Raw genomic sequence first — 13,096 nt, 5'->3', positions numbered from 1 at the left:
TCAAACTGAAGGATCGCCCGCCACCGGCATGTCGGCCGGCGCCGCAGAAGCGGCGCGCTGCATGTTTCCGCGGGCGCTGTGAGGACAAAAATCATGGCGAAGGACGCGGCCGGCTCGGAGCCAGCGCGCCAGCGCCCGAATCGAGGCCGGAAATCCGCCCGCCAGGACCCGATCTATGGGGCTATCGATCTGGGCACCAATAACTGCCGCATGCTGTTGGCGCGGCGCACACGGGGTGGATTCCGTGTGGTCGACGCCTATTCCCGCATAGTCCGTCTGGGCGAGGGGATCACGGCGTCCGGCGAGCTGTCAGACGCCGCGATGGATCGCGCGGTCGAGGCGCTGGGCGTGTGTGCGGAGCGCATCAAGCGGCGCAATGTCACCAAGATGCGCGCCATCGCGACCGAAGCCTGTCGTCAGGCCAAGAATGGCGAGCACTTCCTTGAACGGGTCAAAGCCGAAACCGGTCTCGACATGGAGATCATCGGTCCCGAAGAGGAGGCGCGCCTGGCAGTGCAAGGCAGCCTCGACCTGCTTGATGAAAGCATGGACGCGGCGGTGGTGGTTGATATCGGCGGCGGCTCGACCGAGCTGTGCTGGGTGGACCTCGCCGAATGGCGTAATCGCGGCGGCTATGACAGCGGCGGGCGCCCGCCTCTGCGGGGCTGGTCCTCCATGCCCCTGGGCGTGGTGACCCTGTCCGAGCGCTTTCCTGAACCCAAAGGCGGCGGGGACGAGGCGCGCGCCGAATGGTACGGCAAGATGAAGGCGTTCGCGCGCAAGCATCTCAAACCGCCCAAGGGGGCGCGACGCTTGCGTCCGGTCTTCGAGGCGGGCCGCGCACACATGGTGGGCACGTCCGGGACCGTTACCTCTGTGGCCGGTGTGCACCTGAACCTGACGCGCTATATGCGTGACAAGGTCGATGGCATGTGGATGACCTCGGAGGAGGCGCATATCGCCTGTCAGCGTCTGGCGAGCCAGGATCGCGCCGGCCGTTCGCGGGAAGGCTGTATCGGCCATGATCGCGCTGATCTGGTGCTGGCGGGTTGCGCCATCTATGAAGCGGTCATGGAAGCTTGGCCGACAGAGCGCGTCCGGGTTGGTGACAGGGGCCTGCGCGAAGGCATGCTTTTGAACTTGATGCGGCCCAAACGTCGACGCGGACGGCGCGGGACGGGCAAACGCTCTGATGCTGCAACACCTGAATCCGGGAAGAGAGACGACCATGAGCAAGGATGACGATAACGGTGAGGGCGAACCCGAACGCCGCCGCCGACGCTCCGGTCCGGTCACGGCGGGGGGCGACGCCCGGTCCGCCAAGCAGTTCCGCACGCGGGTGAAGACGGCGCGCGGCCGAAAATACTCCTCCAAGCTCTGGCTCGAGCGCCAGCTCAATGACCCCTATGTGGCGCGCGCCAAGCAGGAGGGCTATCGCTCTCGCGCCGCCTACAAGCTGACTGAGCTTGATGACAAGTTCGGCCTGATCAAGCCGGGCATGCGCGTGGCCGATCTGGGCGCGGCGCCCGGAGGCTGGACCCAGGTTGCACTCAAGCGCGGCGCGGACCATGTGGCGGGCGTCGACCTTCTTGAGATCGAGCCGATCGCGGGCGCCATCCTGATGCAGCTCGACTTCACTGAAGAGGGCGCGGACGAGAAGCTCAAGCAAGCACTGGGCGGGCCGGCGGATCTGGTGATCTCCGACCTGGCGCCCTGGACGACCGGGCACAAGTCCACAGACCATTTGCGGATCGTGGCGCTGGTCGAGACTGCGGCCTATTTCGCCATTGACGTGCTCAAGCCCGGCGGCGGTTTTGTCGCCAAGGTGTTCCAGGGCGGCGCGACAGGGGAATTGCTGGACCTGCTCAAGCATCGCTTCGAGAAGGTGCGCCATTACAAGCCGCCGGCCAGCCGATCGGAAAGCGCCGAGACTTTCCTGATCGCGACGGGATTCCGGCCGGAGCAAAAGTAAACGCCGTTCACTTTTTGCTTGGCGGACTCATTCATATGTGGATACTCCCATTCATGACGGCATGAAAAAGTCCGTCGGGAGGAGAGCCATGACTGAGCAACACGCGACGTGCCCGCCTTATCCGTGGGAGCCCTTCAATCCGATCCGCGCCTGGACTGCGTTCTGGGGACTGGTCGGGGACCGGGATGACACGCGCTATGTGTTCGCCTTCTTCCGGGCGGTGAACGGGCGCTCGATGGGCCATATCGTCAGCCGTTTCGCCAATTCCGATTTCGGTCGCAGCCAGATCGAGGACCGCACCCGGTTCGCCGATGTGATGCTGGATCGCAAGACGCTGGAATCCTATGGGCGCGGCACGTTCGCCGCCGCCTACCTGCATTATCTCGACAGCGAGAATCTCAACCCGCTCGGCGTGCATGAGGCGGCGGTCGAGAACGCGCCGGAGCTCTATGCCCAGCTTGAGGCGGAGTATCCCGAATTCGCGTCGATGACCTATACCCTGCATCTGGCGCATGACCTGCACCATGTGCTGACGGGGTATGGCCGGGATCCGCTGGGGGAGGCGCTGCTTCTGACCTTCAATGGTAATCAGAATGGCACGCGCGGCTCGCGCCTGCTGGGCATGTTCGCCGGGCTGCGCATCCGCTCTGAAATCTGGCAATGGCCGGTGGGCCGCATGATGGCGAATGCGCGCCGTATGGCGCGCGAAAGCCAGGATCTCGTGACCACAGACCTGACGAAATATCTGCACCTGCCGCTGGCTGAAGCACGCGCGCGTCTGAACCTTGTGCCGGACCCGCTCTATCGCGAAGTGCGGGACGCCTGGACGGGGCCGGAGCCGGTGAGCGCCAAGGCCTAGAGGCCCGGCGCCGGTCGACCGTTCAGAAGGTATTCCATGACCTCGGGGTCCTGGATGTCGAGCTTCTCATAGGGGCCCAGGAGGCGCAGTCGGCTTTTTGGCTTGCCCGGACCGAGCCGGCGCGCGGTCAGCATCACGACAATGCCGTCAAATCCGCATTCCTCGAGAACGGGCAGGCTTTCCACGTAATCACTGTGGGGCGGCACGCGCCGGTCAAGAAACACAAGGTCATAGCCAGAGGCCTTGCTGTCTTCGCAGAAAGCGTTGACGGAGGTGTAGTGATCAAACTCATAAGACCCGGGTACGTGCTCCGCCAAGCCTGACAAAATCGTCATCTCGACAGGGTCGTCATCAATAACGGCAACGCGTCTCATTAAAAAAACCTCTTACCTGTCAGGGGAATGCGCTTAGTACGCGCACAGGTTGGTTTACCTTAACTCTACACACCCGAACGGGCAATCATGTCCGATTGCGGCTAATTAGCCTTGCGCTTGGCGACAAACCTGCTAATCCGGCCCCGCAAGAGACAAGGAGGCCTCCCCATGCAGATTCGCGAGGGGCTCACCTTTGACGACGTGCTCTTGCAGCCCGGTTCGTCTGAGGTTTTGCCCGCTGACGCTTTGGTGCAGACCCGGCTTACGCCGTCCATCACCCTGAACATCCCCATTCTCTCGGCCGCCATGGATACGGTGACCGAAGCGGGCTTGGCGATCGCCATGGCTCAGGACGGGGGCATCGGCGTCATCCACCGCAATCTGACCGTCGAAGAGCAGGCCGAAGAAGTCCGCCGGGTCAAACGCTATGAAAGCGGCATGGTGGTGAACCCGATCACCATCTCGCCCAAGGCCACACTGGCCGAACTTCAGGCGCTGATGAACCACCACAAGATCTCCGGCATCCCAGTGGTCGAAGGCGGTGAAGGCGTGAACGGCAAGCTGGTCGGCATCATCACCAACCGCGATGTCCGCTTCGCTGACGACATGAACCAGTCGGTCGCCTCTCTGATGACCCGCGAGAACCTGGTGACGGTCAAGCCGGGCGTGGCGCAAGGCGAAGCCCGTCGCCTGCTGCACAAGCACCGCATCGAGCGCCTGCTGGTGGTGGACGATGAAGGCCATTGCGTCGGCCTGATGACCGTCAAGGACATGGTCAAGGCGGAAGCCTATCCCAATGCCGCCAAGGACGAACATGGCCGTCTGCGCGTCGCCGCCGCCTCCACCGTGGGCGACGCCGGTTATGAGCGCGCCGAAGCCCTGATCGATGCGGGCGTGGACGCCGTTGTCATTGATACGGCGCACGGCATGTCCGCTTCGGTGCTCGAACAGGTCAAACGCATCAAGGCTGCGTCCAACTCGACCCAGGTCGTGGCGGGCAATGTGGCCACCTATGACGGCGCGCGCGCGCTGTTTGATGTGGGCGCTGACACCGTGAAAGTCGGCATTGGTCCGGGCTCGATCTGCACCACCCGCATCGTGGCGGGCGTGGGCGTGCCCCAGCTGACCGCCATCATGGACTGCAAACGCGCTGCCGAGGGCTTTAACGGCTCGATCATCGCTGACGGCGGCATCAAGTATTCCGGCGATCTGGCCAAGGCCATCGCAGCCGGCGCTGATTGCGTGATGATGGGCTCCATGCTCGCAGGCACCGAAGAAGCGCCGGGCGAGACCTTCCTGTACAAGGGCCGGGCCTATAAATCCTATCGCGGCATGGGCTCTGTCGGCGCCATGGCGCGCGGCTCGGCGGACCGGTATTTCCAGAAGGAAGTCACCGACCGCATGAAGCTGGTGCCTGAGGGCATTGAAGGCCAGGTGCCCTATAAGGGTCCGGTTGCGCCTATCCTGCACCAGATGGTGGGCGGTCTGCGCGCCGCCATGGGTTATACCGGCGCCAAGACGATCAAGGACTTCCAGGAGAAGGCCGAGTTCGTGCGCATCACCAATGCGGGTCTGAAGGAAAGCCACGTTCACGACGTGACGATCACTCGCGAAGCTCCGAACTATCCCACGCCGTCCTAGGCTGCAGGAACAGTTGAACAAGAACGCCCGGCGTGTGCGCCGGGCGTTTTGCGTTCAGGCTAGAGCGACAGGGCCTCGCGTGAGCGCTCGGTCAGCATGTCCATAGCCGCCAGATAAGGGGCTGGACCAAAACTGATGCGCCGTGCGCCGGCGGCTTTCATGACCTTGAGCTGCTCCACATCACCGACCATCACATTGATGGGCGCGCCGATCCGCTCAACGAGTTTTGCGACGAGGTCGGGGTCTCTCAATCCTGGAAAGAAAATTCCGTCGGCGCCCGCATCCACATAGGCATGGGCGCGTTCGACGGCATGCTCCATCCGCTCGCTGGGATGGGTCGGGTCTTCGGGGTCGAAAAACACCTCGCTGCGGGCGTTGATGAACAGCGGCTCGCCTTCTGATGCCTGGGCGCGGACGATGGCGCGCAGCTTGGCGGTGAACTTCTCGATCAGAACGGGGCTCGCGGTCTTGCGGTCCCGGTCTTCGATATTGATGCCGACGGCGCCGGTATTACGCATGCGCAGGGCGTGGTCTGCGACTTCGGCGGGGTCTTCGGAATAGCCGGTCTCGATATCGACGGTCAGCGGCACGGAGATGGTCTTCGCCATGCGTCGGGTGATCCTCTCCAGCCATTCCAGCGGCAGGGATTCCCCGTCCTCGAACCCGAGCGCGGCGGCGACCGCCCAACTCGATGTGGCGATGGCCTTGGCGCCGGAGCGTTCAATGGCCAGCGCGCTGCCTGCGTCCCAGGCGTTGAACAGGACGAGCGGAGAGCCGGGGGCGTGGAGTTCAGCGAATTTTGCATACATGGACGTTTTCCCTCTTCATCCAGAGCGCGTTTCGCCAGAGCACCGGCAGGCGCGCTCGTTTATGTGTCTTTCAGGACCGAATTTGAACCCGTTCAGCGTTAAGGGAGTCCTTGGGATATTGATGCGGCTTGCTGTCTGGCTCTGGATATGATGAGGGAAGGGCGTGAAATTTGCGCCGTGCCTGTGTATCAGAACGCTCTTCGGAGCTTTGCTCCGCAAGCGCGACCGCGCGCCGGCCGAAGGGCCGAACAAACCCCGGAGCTTTGCTCCGCAAGCGCGACCGTGCGCCGGCCGAAGGCCGAACAAACAAAGGCCCGTAGGGCCCAAAAAGAAGAGAGACTATCCCATGCGTGACGCAGGACGGATCGCCGGCGCCATTGAAGTGCTCGACGCGGTGATGAACCGGCACCAGCCGGTGAAGGACGCCCTGCGCGACTGGGGCAAGGCGCACCGCTTTGCAGGCTCTGGCGATCGCGCCTGGATGTCGGGGTTGGTGCTGGACGCGCTGCGCCGACGGGGCTTTCTGCGCCATGTGATGGGCGAGGACACGCCGCGCGCGCTGGTGCTGGGGGCTCTCGGTTATGCCTGGGACATGGATGCAGCGGCGATCAGTGCGACATTTGAAGGCGATGAGCATGCGCCCGACCCCCTGACCGAAGCCGAGATTGCCGGTCTCTCCAAAGGCGCGCCTGACGATACGCCGCTTCATATCCTTGCCGATGTGCCTGAATGGCTGGGGCCGAGCTTTGAGCGCGCCTACGGCGCGGACGCGGCTGTGGAAGGTCAGGCCATGGCGGGCCGGGCGCCGGTGGATCTGCGTATCAACCGCCTGAAAGCCGAACCGGAGAAGGCGTTCGGCGCGGTGTCCTCCAAGATCAAACGCATCGAGGTGTCGGACCTGACGCTCGATGGCCTGCGCATTCCCGAAACCGATCCGCGCGCCAAGGCGCCGGGGGCTGAAAGCATTCCCGCCTATGGCAAGGGCTGGGTCGAGGTGCAGGATATCGGCTCCCAACTCGCCGCGCTCGCAGCGGGCGATATCAAGGGCGCGCAAGTGCTTGATTATTGCGCCGGAGCAGGGGGCAAGACGTTGGCTCTGTCGGCGCTGATGGAGAACACCGGCCAGCTTTACGCTTGGGATTATGACGGTCGTCGCTTGCGCGCGATCTGGCCGCGGCTGCAACGCTCGGGCGCGCGCAATGTGCAGGTGCGCGACGGTAAGGAAGCCGAAACGCTGGGCGATCTTGAAGGCAAGCTCGATTGCGTGTTCATGGATGCGCCGTGCTCGGGCTCGGGCACCTGGCGGCGTCGCCCGGACAGCAAATGGCGCCTGAAGGAAGAGGCGTTCCAGCGCCGTCAGTCTGAACAGGATGAAGTGCTGTCAAAGGCCTGGCGCTTCGTCAAACCGGGCGGGCGGCTTGTCTATGTGACCTGTTCGGTCCTGCCTGAGGAAAACGAGGACCGCGTGGCGGGCTTCCTTGAGGCGCACCCTGAATTCACGCCCGTGCCCGCGAGCGACGCCATGGCCCAGTCCGGTCGCCTTGCCGAAGGTGCGCAAGAGCGCCTCAAAGCCATTGAAGGCCGCTTCGGCGCCCTCCAGCTCACACCGCACCGCACCGGCACGGACGGGTTTTATGTGTGTGTGATGGAGCGGTCTGCGTGAGAGCGCTACTCGCCGCCTGTTTCGCCGTTCTGGTGCTGGCGCCTGCGCAGGCACAGGAAAGTCCGCGCGCCTATGAAATCTCTCGCACCGAGGTGCTGGAAGTTTCAGACCCAGTGTCGGGACGGAGTTACGAACTCTATGTCCGCACGCCGCTGCGCTATGACCCTGTCCGGGCCGAGGGCTATCCGGTCGTCTATCTCAATGACGGGCCCTATACGTTTCTGGTGGCGACCGGGGCGGCCCATGTGCCGATGAATTCGCGCGTGATGGAGCCCGCCATTCTGGTGGGAATCTCCCATGCCATCGGTGAAAACGGCATGGACAGCCGGGTCCGGGACTTCACCCCGACCGAGGATGCTGACTGGCAGCGCGAGACGGGTGGCGGTGAGGCCTATCTGGGCCTGTTCCGCAGCGAGATCATTCCGGCGATCGAGATGCGCTATCATGCCGACCCGTCGCGTCGCATCCTGTCTGGTCAGTCGCTGGGCGGATCCTTTGGCGCCTGGGTGCTGCTGACCGAGCCCGAGCTGTTTTCGGCCTATATCCTGACCAGCCCCTCGCTCTGGTATCACGACCATATGATCCTCGAGCTGGAAGCCGCTTATGCAGCGTCTCATGACGATCTGACGGCGCAGGTCTATTTCGCGACCGGCGAACTGGAAGTGCCGGGGCAATCCACGCGCAATGACATGGCGGGAGATCAGACCCGTTTTGTGGAGCGGCTTGAAAGTCGCGATTACCGATCTCTCGATCTCAAGGCGGAGATCATCACGGACGCGCGCCATGAAACCACCTTTCCTCAGGGCTTCATGCGCGGACTCGACTGGATTTTAGGGTCCGAACAAAACTGAAAGGCCCCGGCGATGCCGGGGCCTTTCTCGCTAGAACCAGAGGCGCACACCGGCGAGTAGGGCGGTTTCTTCCACCTCGTCGCCCATGGAGCGGGCGATCGTGGCGGTTTCGCCCAGCTTGCGTTCCCAGCTGATGCCCACATAGGGGGCGAACTGGCGGCGGATTTCATAGCGCAGGCGCAAACCAGCCTCCACATCGGTAAAGCCCGTGCCCTGATCGAGCGTAGGCGCGTCCCCGAACGCAAAGCGCGTCTCGACGACCGGCTGCAGGATCAGGCGCTGAGTGAAGAGGATTTCGTACTCCAGTTCCGCCTCGATGGCGGCGCCGGCCTCACCGCCCAGATAGGCGTGGGCGTTCACCTCGAACCAGTAGGGCGCAAGCCCCTCGATGCCGATCACGCCCTGGGTCTCGTCCGGGCCGAACTCATGGCGCAGGCCGGTCTGGACGTTGAAATAGCGGGTCGCGGCGCGGCTGTAGAGAAGCTCCACCTCGCCGCCGTCAAAGCTGTCATCGTCGGGCAAATAGGCGCCTTTGAAGTTCATCACGAGGCGGTTGATATCGCCGCCGGTCCAGACGCCGCCCTCCCATTTGAGGGCCGTTTCGCCATCCGCATCCTGCCACTCAAAGCGGTCGAGCATGACCATGGAATGCTTCGTGGCGCCGGAATGGTGCAGCACGTCATGACGCGCCTGCGCCATCACATCCGCATCGAAATACTGGTCCGCCGCATTCCACAGCGGTTCGTCACGCCCCTCGTCATGGCATTGCGCGAAAGCGGGGGCGGCGATGAGGGCGCAGGCTGCGCCCAGAAGGAGTGAGCGGATCATTGGGCGCCTCCGCCATGGTGACCTGTGTGGTGGTTGTGATGCGCGGGCGCCGGTTCAGGCTCTGGCGCGGGGGCGTGATGGCCCTGGTGGCCGCCATGGCTGGAATGGCTTGAATGGTCCATTGGCGCGGGTTCGGGCTGATGATGGCCCGCATGCCCCTGATGCGCCGAGTGATCCATCGGGCCGGGCCGTACCGAGACGACCTGCATCATGCCGGCATGCATGTGATAGAGCAGGTGACAATGGAAGGCCCAGTCGCCGGGCTCATTGGCGGTCAAGTCAAAGGCGAGGCGCTCGCCCGGTTTTACGATGACGGTGTGCTTTCGCGGTTTATGATCGCCTCCGCCATTCACGAGCTCGAAGAACATGCCGTGAAGGTGGATCGGGTGGGGCATCATGGTGTCGTTCACCAGGCTCACCCGCAGGCGTTCGCCTTCGTGGAAGATGATGGGGGCCTCGATCTCGGTGAAGCGTACGCCGTCAAACGACCACATGTATCGCTCCATATTGGAGGTGAGATGGATCTGCATCTCACGCCCCGGCGCGCGGAGGTCGGGATTGGCCTCGAGGCTGCGCAACTGGGAATAGGTGAGGACGCGATGGTCCACATCTTCGAGCCCGATCCCCGGCTCTTCAAGACGACTGATCGGCGCCATGTTGAGGTTGGCGACGCCGGGCCCCTCGGAGTGATTGTGGGTGACCGGCGCGCTGTCCGCCATCGCCATGGAGGTGTGTCCGGAATGCGCGGAATGATCCATCTGACCATGATCCATAGACCCGTGGTTCATCTGGCTATGGTCCATGGAGCCGTGATCCATGCTCCCATGACCCATTGCGCCATGATCCATGCCCATATCGCGCATGGTCAGAAGCGGGGTGGGGCGCAGCGCGGGAACCTCGGCCGACATGCCCTCACGCGGGGCCAGGGTGGCGCGGGCATAGCCAAGCCGCTCAATGCTTTCGGCCATGATGGTGAAGGCGCGGTCTTCGCGCGGGGTGACCACCACGTCATAGGTTTCCGCGACGCCGATTTGCAGCTCGTCGGTCTCGACCGGTTGGACGTTCTGGCCGTCCGCCTGAACCACGCTCATGGGCAGGCCCGGAATGCGCAGATTGAAGATCGTCATGGCCGAGGCATTGATGATGCGCAGGCGCACCCGCTCACCCGGTTCAAACAGGCCGGTCCAGTTGCTGTCCGGCCCCTTGCCGTTCACGAGATAGGTGTAAGTGCCGCCACCCACATCTGAGATGTCGGTGGGCTTCATGCGCATCTGGCCCCACATGGCGCGGTCAGCCAGGGCGGCGCGCACGCCGTCCTCGCCCATGTCATTAAACAGATCACCCAAGGTGCGGTGATTAAAGTTCAGGCTTTCCGGGTTGGTTTTCAGGCGGTTGAACAGCGCTTCGGGCGACAGGAACGTCCAGTCGCTCAGCACCAGCACATGCTCGCGGTCATAGCTGACCGGGTCGTGATGGGCCGGATCGACGATGATCGGGCCATATAACCCTTCCTGCTCCTGCAGGCCCGAATGGCTGTGATACCAATAGGTACCCGATTGGCGCAGACGGAAGCGATAGGTGAAGGTCTCGCCGGGGCGGATGCCGGGGAAGCTCACGCCCGGCACGCCATCCATCTGAAACGGCAGGAGAATGCCGTGCCAGTGGATCGAGCTATCCACATCCAGATGGTTGGTGACATTCAGCGTCACCTCATCGCCTTCACGCCATCGCAGGAGCGGGGCGGGCACGCCGCCATTGACCGTCACCGCGCTGTCGCGGCGTCCGTCCACGCGGAAGGGCGTGCGGGCGATATCAAGGTTGAAGACCGTGCCCGTCAGGGCGTCGGGGGTGCGCTGGCTCAGCGCGCGGCTCGCCTGCGCCCAGCCGGGCGTCAGGCTTGCGGCTGTCAGCGCGCCAGCGCCGGTCAGCCAGGATCGTCTTGTAATCATGAAAAGGCTCGTTCAGCTCATCAAACAGACAGGGGCAATCATCCGCCGGAGGGGCGGGATTTTTGTCCGGGTCTAGTTGAGCTGAACGGCGAAGAGCTGGACCGGGGTCGGTCTGGGCGGAGGGCGGGGGCGGTGCGGGGCGAAGACCGGCGCTTTCATCGCGACTTCACGCAGCGCCTTCAGGTCAGGTTTGGGTGCTTCTGGCAGGATCACCGGAAGGTCGAGCTGGGGCGCATCATTGAGCACCAGCGGCGCACCGCACAGGGCGTTCTCCTCGCATTCGGGGTCAGCCTGTTCGCTCTGCGCGCTGTGGTGATCGTGTCCGCTCATCTGATGATGGGCGTGGGCGTCGCCGTGATCTGTCGCAGCGGGCGTCATCGGCTGGGCGCACACCTGCATCGTCCAGCACGCGATGAAGATCATCGCGGTCAGGATCTGGGGCAGGGGATTGGCGAACCGGTGAGTCATGGCGCTAACATAGCGCTCCTGCACGCTCAGGAAAACCGCACGCGCAAACATGTCGCGCTCGCGTGCGCTTACCCTCTGGCGAAATCGGTCCGCTTGCGCTATGCGCAGCCATGACCGAGATTCAGGCCCACCATGAAAAAGCGCTGGTGATCGACTTTGGCAGTCAGGTCACCCAGCTGATTGCTCGCCGACTCCGCGAAAGTGGCGTCTATTGCGAGGTTCACCCCTTCAACCGCGTGGACGACGCCTTCCTGGACGCCTTTGCGCCCAAGGCGATCATCCTGTCAGGCGGTCCCAACTCCGTGCATGGCGAAGGCACCCCGCGTGCTACGCAAAGCGTCTTTGAACGCGGCCTGCCGGTGCTGGGCATCTGCTATGGCGAGCAGACCATGTGCGCCCAGCTGGGCGGCAGCGTGGAAGCGGCGGAAGAACGCGAGTTCGGCCGCGCCGACATCGAGATCGTCGCTGACACTCCGCTCTTTGACGGCATTGGCGAGGTTGGCCATCTCGAACGCGTGTGGATGAGCCATGGCGACCGCGTGAACGCGATCCCGCAGGGCTTTCATCCCATCGCCGCCAGCGCCAACGCGCCCTTCGCCGCCATCGCGGACGAGAGCCGTCGCTTCTATGGCGTGCAGTTCCACCCCGAAGTGGTCAACACGCCGCGCGGCGCGCTGATCCTGCGCAACTTCACCCACAAGATTGCGGGGATGAAGGGCGACTGGACCATGGCCGCCTTCAAGGAAGAGGCCATCGCCAAGATCCGCGAACAGGTCGGCTCGGGCCGGGTGATCTGCGGTCTGTCGGGCGGCGTGGACAGCTCTGTCGCGGCCGTTCTGATCCACGAAGCGATCGGCGACCAGCTTACCTGCGTGTTCGTCGATACGGGTTTGATGCGCTCGGGCGAAGCCGATCAGGTCGTGACCCTCTTCCGTGAGCACTACAATATCCCGCTGGTGGCCGCGGATGAGGAAGAGCGCTTCCTCACTGCGCTGGCGGGCGAAAGCGATCCCGAGAAAAAGCGCAAGACCATCGGCAAGCTCTTCATCGACGTCTTTGAAGACAAGGCCAAGGGGGTCGGCGGTGCGGACTTCCTGGCTCAGGGCACGCTCTATCCGGACGTGATCGAGTCCGTGAGCTTTGACGGCGGCCCGTCGGTCACCATCAAGTCGCACCACAATGTGGGCGGTCTGCCCGAGCGCATGAACATGAAGCTCGTCGAACCGCTGCGTGAATTGTTCAAGGACGAGGTCCGCGCGCTGGGGCGCGAGCTGGGCCTGCCCGAAAGCTTTATCGGTCGTCACCCCTTCCCGGGGCCGGGCCTTGCCATCCGTATTCCGGGCGAGGTGACCAAGGAAAAGGCTGACGTGCTGCGCAAGGCGGACTCGATCTATATCGAGGAAATTCGCAAGGCGGGTCTTTACGACAGCATCTGGCAGGCGTTCGCCGTGCTGCTGCCCGTGCAAACCGTCGGCGTGATGGGCGATGCCCGCACCTATGACAATGTGCTGGCCCTGCGGGCTGTGACCTCCACCGATGGCATGACGGCGGATTATTTCCCGTTCGATCATGACTTCCTGGGCCGCGTCGCCACCCGCATCATCAATGAAGTGCGCGGCGTGAACCGGGTCGTCTACGACGTCACCTCCAAACCGCCGGGAACCATTGAGTGGGAGTAGGCG

At 63.6% G+C, this 13,096-nt stretch carries 12 protein-coding genes; 7 read left to right on the top strand and 5 right to left on the bottom strand.

Translation table 11 applies throughout. From position 1 onward, the window contains the following. Positions 1 to 93 precede the first annotated feature (93 nt). The 3 genes from ACFELO_RS08595 to ACFELO_RS08585 all read left to right on the top strand — a co-directional run bounded on the left by ACFELO_RS08595 (position 94) and on the right by ACFELO_RS08585 (position 2,831). Positions 94 to 1,242 (top strand): Ppx/GppA phosphatase family protein, encoded by a 1,149-nt coding sequence (locus tag ACFELO_RS08595; protein WP_440957363.1) that lies wholly within the window; start codon positions 94 to 96, stop codon positions 1,240 to 1,242. Continuing rightward, entirely contained in the window at positions 1,229 to 1,972 is a 744-nt protein-coding gene (locus ACFELO_RS08590) for an RlmE family RNA methyltransferase (protein WP_440957362.1), read from the top strand. Before ACFELO_RS08595 ends, ACFELO_RS08590 begins: the two co-directional genes overlap by 14 nt. 88 nt (positions 1,973 to 2,060) lie before the next feature. Beyond that, positions 2,061 to 2,831: a Coq4 family protein gene (locus tag ACFELO_RS08585; protein WP_440957361.1), complete on the top strand. Its 771-nt coding sequence runs from the start codon at positions 2,061 to 2,063 to the stop codon at positions 2,829 to 2,831. Here the strand turns inward: ACFELO_RS08585 and ACFELO_RS08580 are convergent. Next, the gene (locus tag ACFELO_RS08580; protein WP_440957360.1) at positions 2,828 to 3,205 is read right to left on the bottom strand and encodes a hypothetical protein; all 378 of its coding nucleotides are present in this window, start codon (positions 3,203 to 3,205) and stop codon (positions 2,828 to 2,830) included. The two genes, ACFELO_RS08585 and ACFELO_RS08580, sit on opposite strands and share 4 nt — an antisense overlap. A gap of 168 nt (positions 3,206 to 3,373) precedes the next feature. Between ACFELO_RS08580 and guaB the strand changes: the two genes are divergently transcribed. After that, positions 3,374 to 4,846, top strand: a complete 1,473-nt coding sequence (gene guaB / locus ACFELO_RS08575; RefSeq protein WP_440957359.1) for an IMP dehydrogenase — start codon at positions 3,374 to 3,376, stop codon at positions 4,844 to 4,846. Between the two features lie 59 nt (positions 4,847 to 4,905). Here the strand turns inward: guaB and ACFELO_RS08570 are convergent, their stop codons facing one another. After that, the gene (locus ACFELO_RS08570; RefSeq protein ID WP_440957358.1) at positions 4,906 to 5,655 is read right to left on the bottom strand and encodes an isocitrate lyase/PEP mutase family protein; all 750 of its coding nucleotides are present in this window, start codon (positions 5,653 to 5,655) and stop codon (positions 4,906 to 4,908) included. Positions 5,656 to 6,001: 346 nt separating this feature from the next. Between ACFELO_RS08570 and ACFELO_RS08565 the strand changes: the two genes are divergently transcribed. Both ACFELO_RS08565 and ACFELO_RS08560 read left to right on the top strand, forming a co-directional pair. Further along, complete coding sequence (locus ACFELO_RS08565) at positions 6,002 to 7,318, top strand: RsmB/NOP family class I SAM-dependent RNA methyltransferase (RefSeq protein WP_440957357.1); 1,317 nt, start codon at positions 6,002 to 6,004, stop codon at positions 7,316 to 7,318. Then, positions 7,315 to 8,169, top strand: a complete 855-nt coding sequence (locus tag ACFELO_RS08560) for an alpha/beta hydrolase (RefSeq protein WP_440957356.1) — start codon at positions 7,315 to 7,317, stop codon at positions 8,167 to 8,169. The genes ACFELO_RS08565 and ACFELO_RS08560 overlap by 4 nt, the downstream gene beginning before the upstream one ends. Before the next feature lie 30 nt (positions 8,170 to 8,199). On the opposite strand, the gene ACFELO_RS08555 is transcribed toward ACFELO_RS08560, so the two are convergent. The 3 genes from ACFELO_RS08555 to ACFELO_RS08545 form a co-directional block, all read right to left on the bottom strand. Further along, the gene (locus ACFELO_RS08555) at positions 8,200 to 8,997 is read right to left on the bottom strand and encodes a copper resistance protein B (RefSeq protein WP_440957355.1); all 798 of its coding nucleotides are present in this window, start codon (positions 8,995 to 8,997) and stop codon (positions 8,200 to 8,202) included. Continuing rightward, positions 8,994 to 10,946: a copper resistance system multicopper oxidase gene (locus ACFELO_RS08550; protein ID WP_440957354.1), complete on the bottom strand. Its 1,953-nt coding sequence runs from the start codon at positions 10,944 to 10,946 to the stop codon at positions 8,994 to 8,996. Before ACFELO_RS08550 ends, ACFELO_RS08555 begins: the two co-directional genes overlap by 4 nt. Positions 10,947 to 11,018: 72 nt before the next feature. After that, a complete protein-coding gene (locus tag ACFELO_RS08545; protein WP_440957353.1) occupies positions 11,019 to 11,465 on the bottom strand; it encodes a hypothetical protein in 447 nt (148 codons plus the stop codon). Positions 11,466 to 11,524: 59 nt separating this feature from the next. On the opposite strand from ACFELO_RS08545, the gene guaA reads away from it, so the two are divergent. After that, positions 11,525 to 13,093: a glutamine-hydrolyzing GMP synthase gene (guaA, locus tag ACFELO_RS08540; protein WP_440957352.1), complete on the top strand. Its 1,569-nt coding sequence runs from the start codon at positions 11,525 to 11,527 to the stop codon at positions 13,091 to 13,093. The last annotated feature ends 3 nt before the right edge of the window (positions 13,094 to 13,096 follow it).

It is taken from the genome of Oceanicaulis sp. LC35 (assembly GCF_052055585.1).
Lineage (GTDB): Bacteria > Pseudomonadota > Alphaproteobacteria > Caulobacterales > Maricaulaceae > Oceanicaulis.
This window is presented reverse-complemented; position numbering and strand designations above follow the sequence as displayed.

What these genes read in the sequence shown, in the direction of transcription:
- ACFELO_RS08555 (WP_440957355.1), bottom strand. Translation starts at nt 8,997, where the DNA reads ATGATCCGCTCACTCCTTCTGGGCGCAGCCTGCGCCCTCATCGCCGCC.
- ACFELO_RS08570 (WP_440957358.1), bottom strand. Translation starts at nt 5,655, where the DNA reads ATGTATGCAAAATTCGCTGAACTCCACGCCCCCGGCTCTCCGCTCGTC.
- guaA (WP_440957352.1), top strand. Translation starts at nt 11,525, where the DNA reads ATGACCGAGATTCAGGCCCACCATGAAAAAGCGCTGGTGATCGACTTT.
- ACFELO_RS08580 (WP_440957360.1), bottom strand. Translation starts at nt 3,205, where the DNA reads ATGAGACGCGTTGCCGTTATTGATGACGACCCTGTCGAGATGACGATT.
- ACFELO_RS08595 (WP_440957363.1), top strand. Translation starts at nt 94, where the DNA reads ATGGCGAAGGACGCGGCCGGCTCGGAGCCAGCGCGCCAGCGCCCGAAT.
- ACFELO_RS08545 (WP_440957353.1), bottom strand. Translation starts at nt 11,465, where the DNA reads ATGTTTGCGCGTGCGGTTTTCCTGAGCGTGCAGGAGCGCTATGTTAGC.
- ACFELO_RS08590 (WP_440957362.1), top strand. Translation starts at nt 1,229, where the DNA reads ATGAGCAAGGATGACGATAACGGTGAGGGCGAACCCGAACGCCGCCGC.
- ACFELO_RS08585 (WP_440957361.1), top strand. Translation starts at nt 2,061, where the DNA reads ATGACTGAGCAACACGCGACGTGCCCGCCTTATCCGTGGGAGCCCTTC.
- ACFELO_RS08565 (WP_440957357.1), top strand. Translation starts at nt 6,002, where the DNA reads ATGCGTGACGCAGGACGGATCGCCGGCGCCATTGAAGTGCTCGACGCG.
- guaB (WP_440957359.1), top strand. Translation starts at nt 3,374, where the DNA reads ATGCAGATTCGCGAGGGGCTCACCTTTGACGACGTGCTCTTGCAGCCC.
- ACFELO_RS08550 (WP_440957354.1), bottom strand. Translation starts at nt 10,946, where the DNA reads ATGATTACAAGACGATCCTGGCTGACCGGCGCTGGCGCGCTGACAGCC.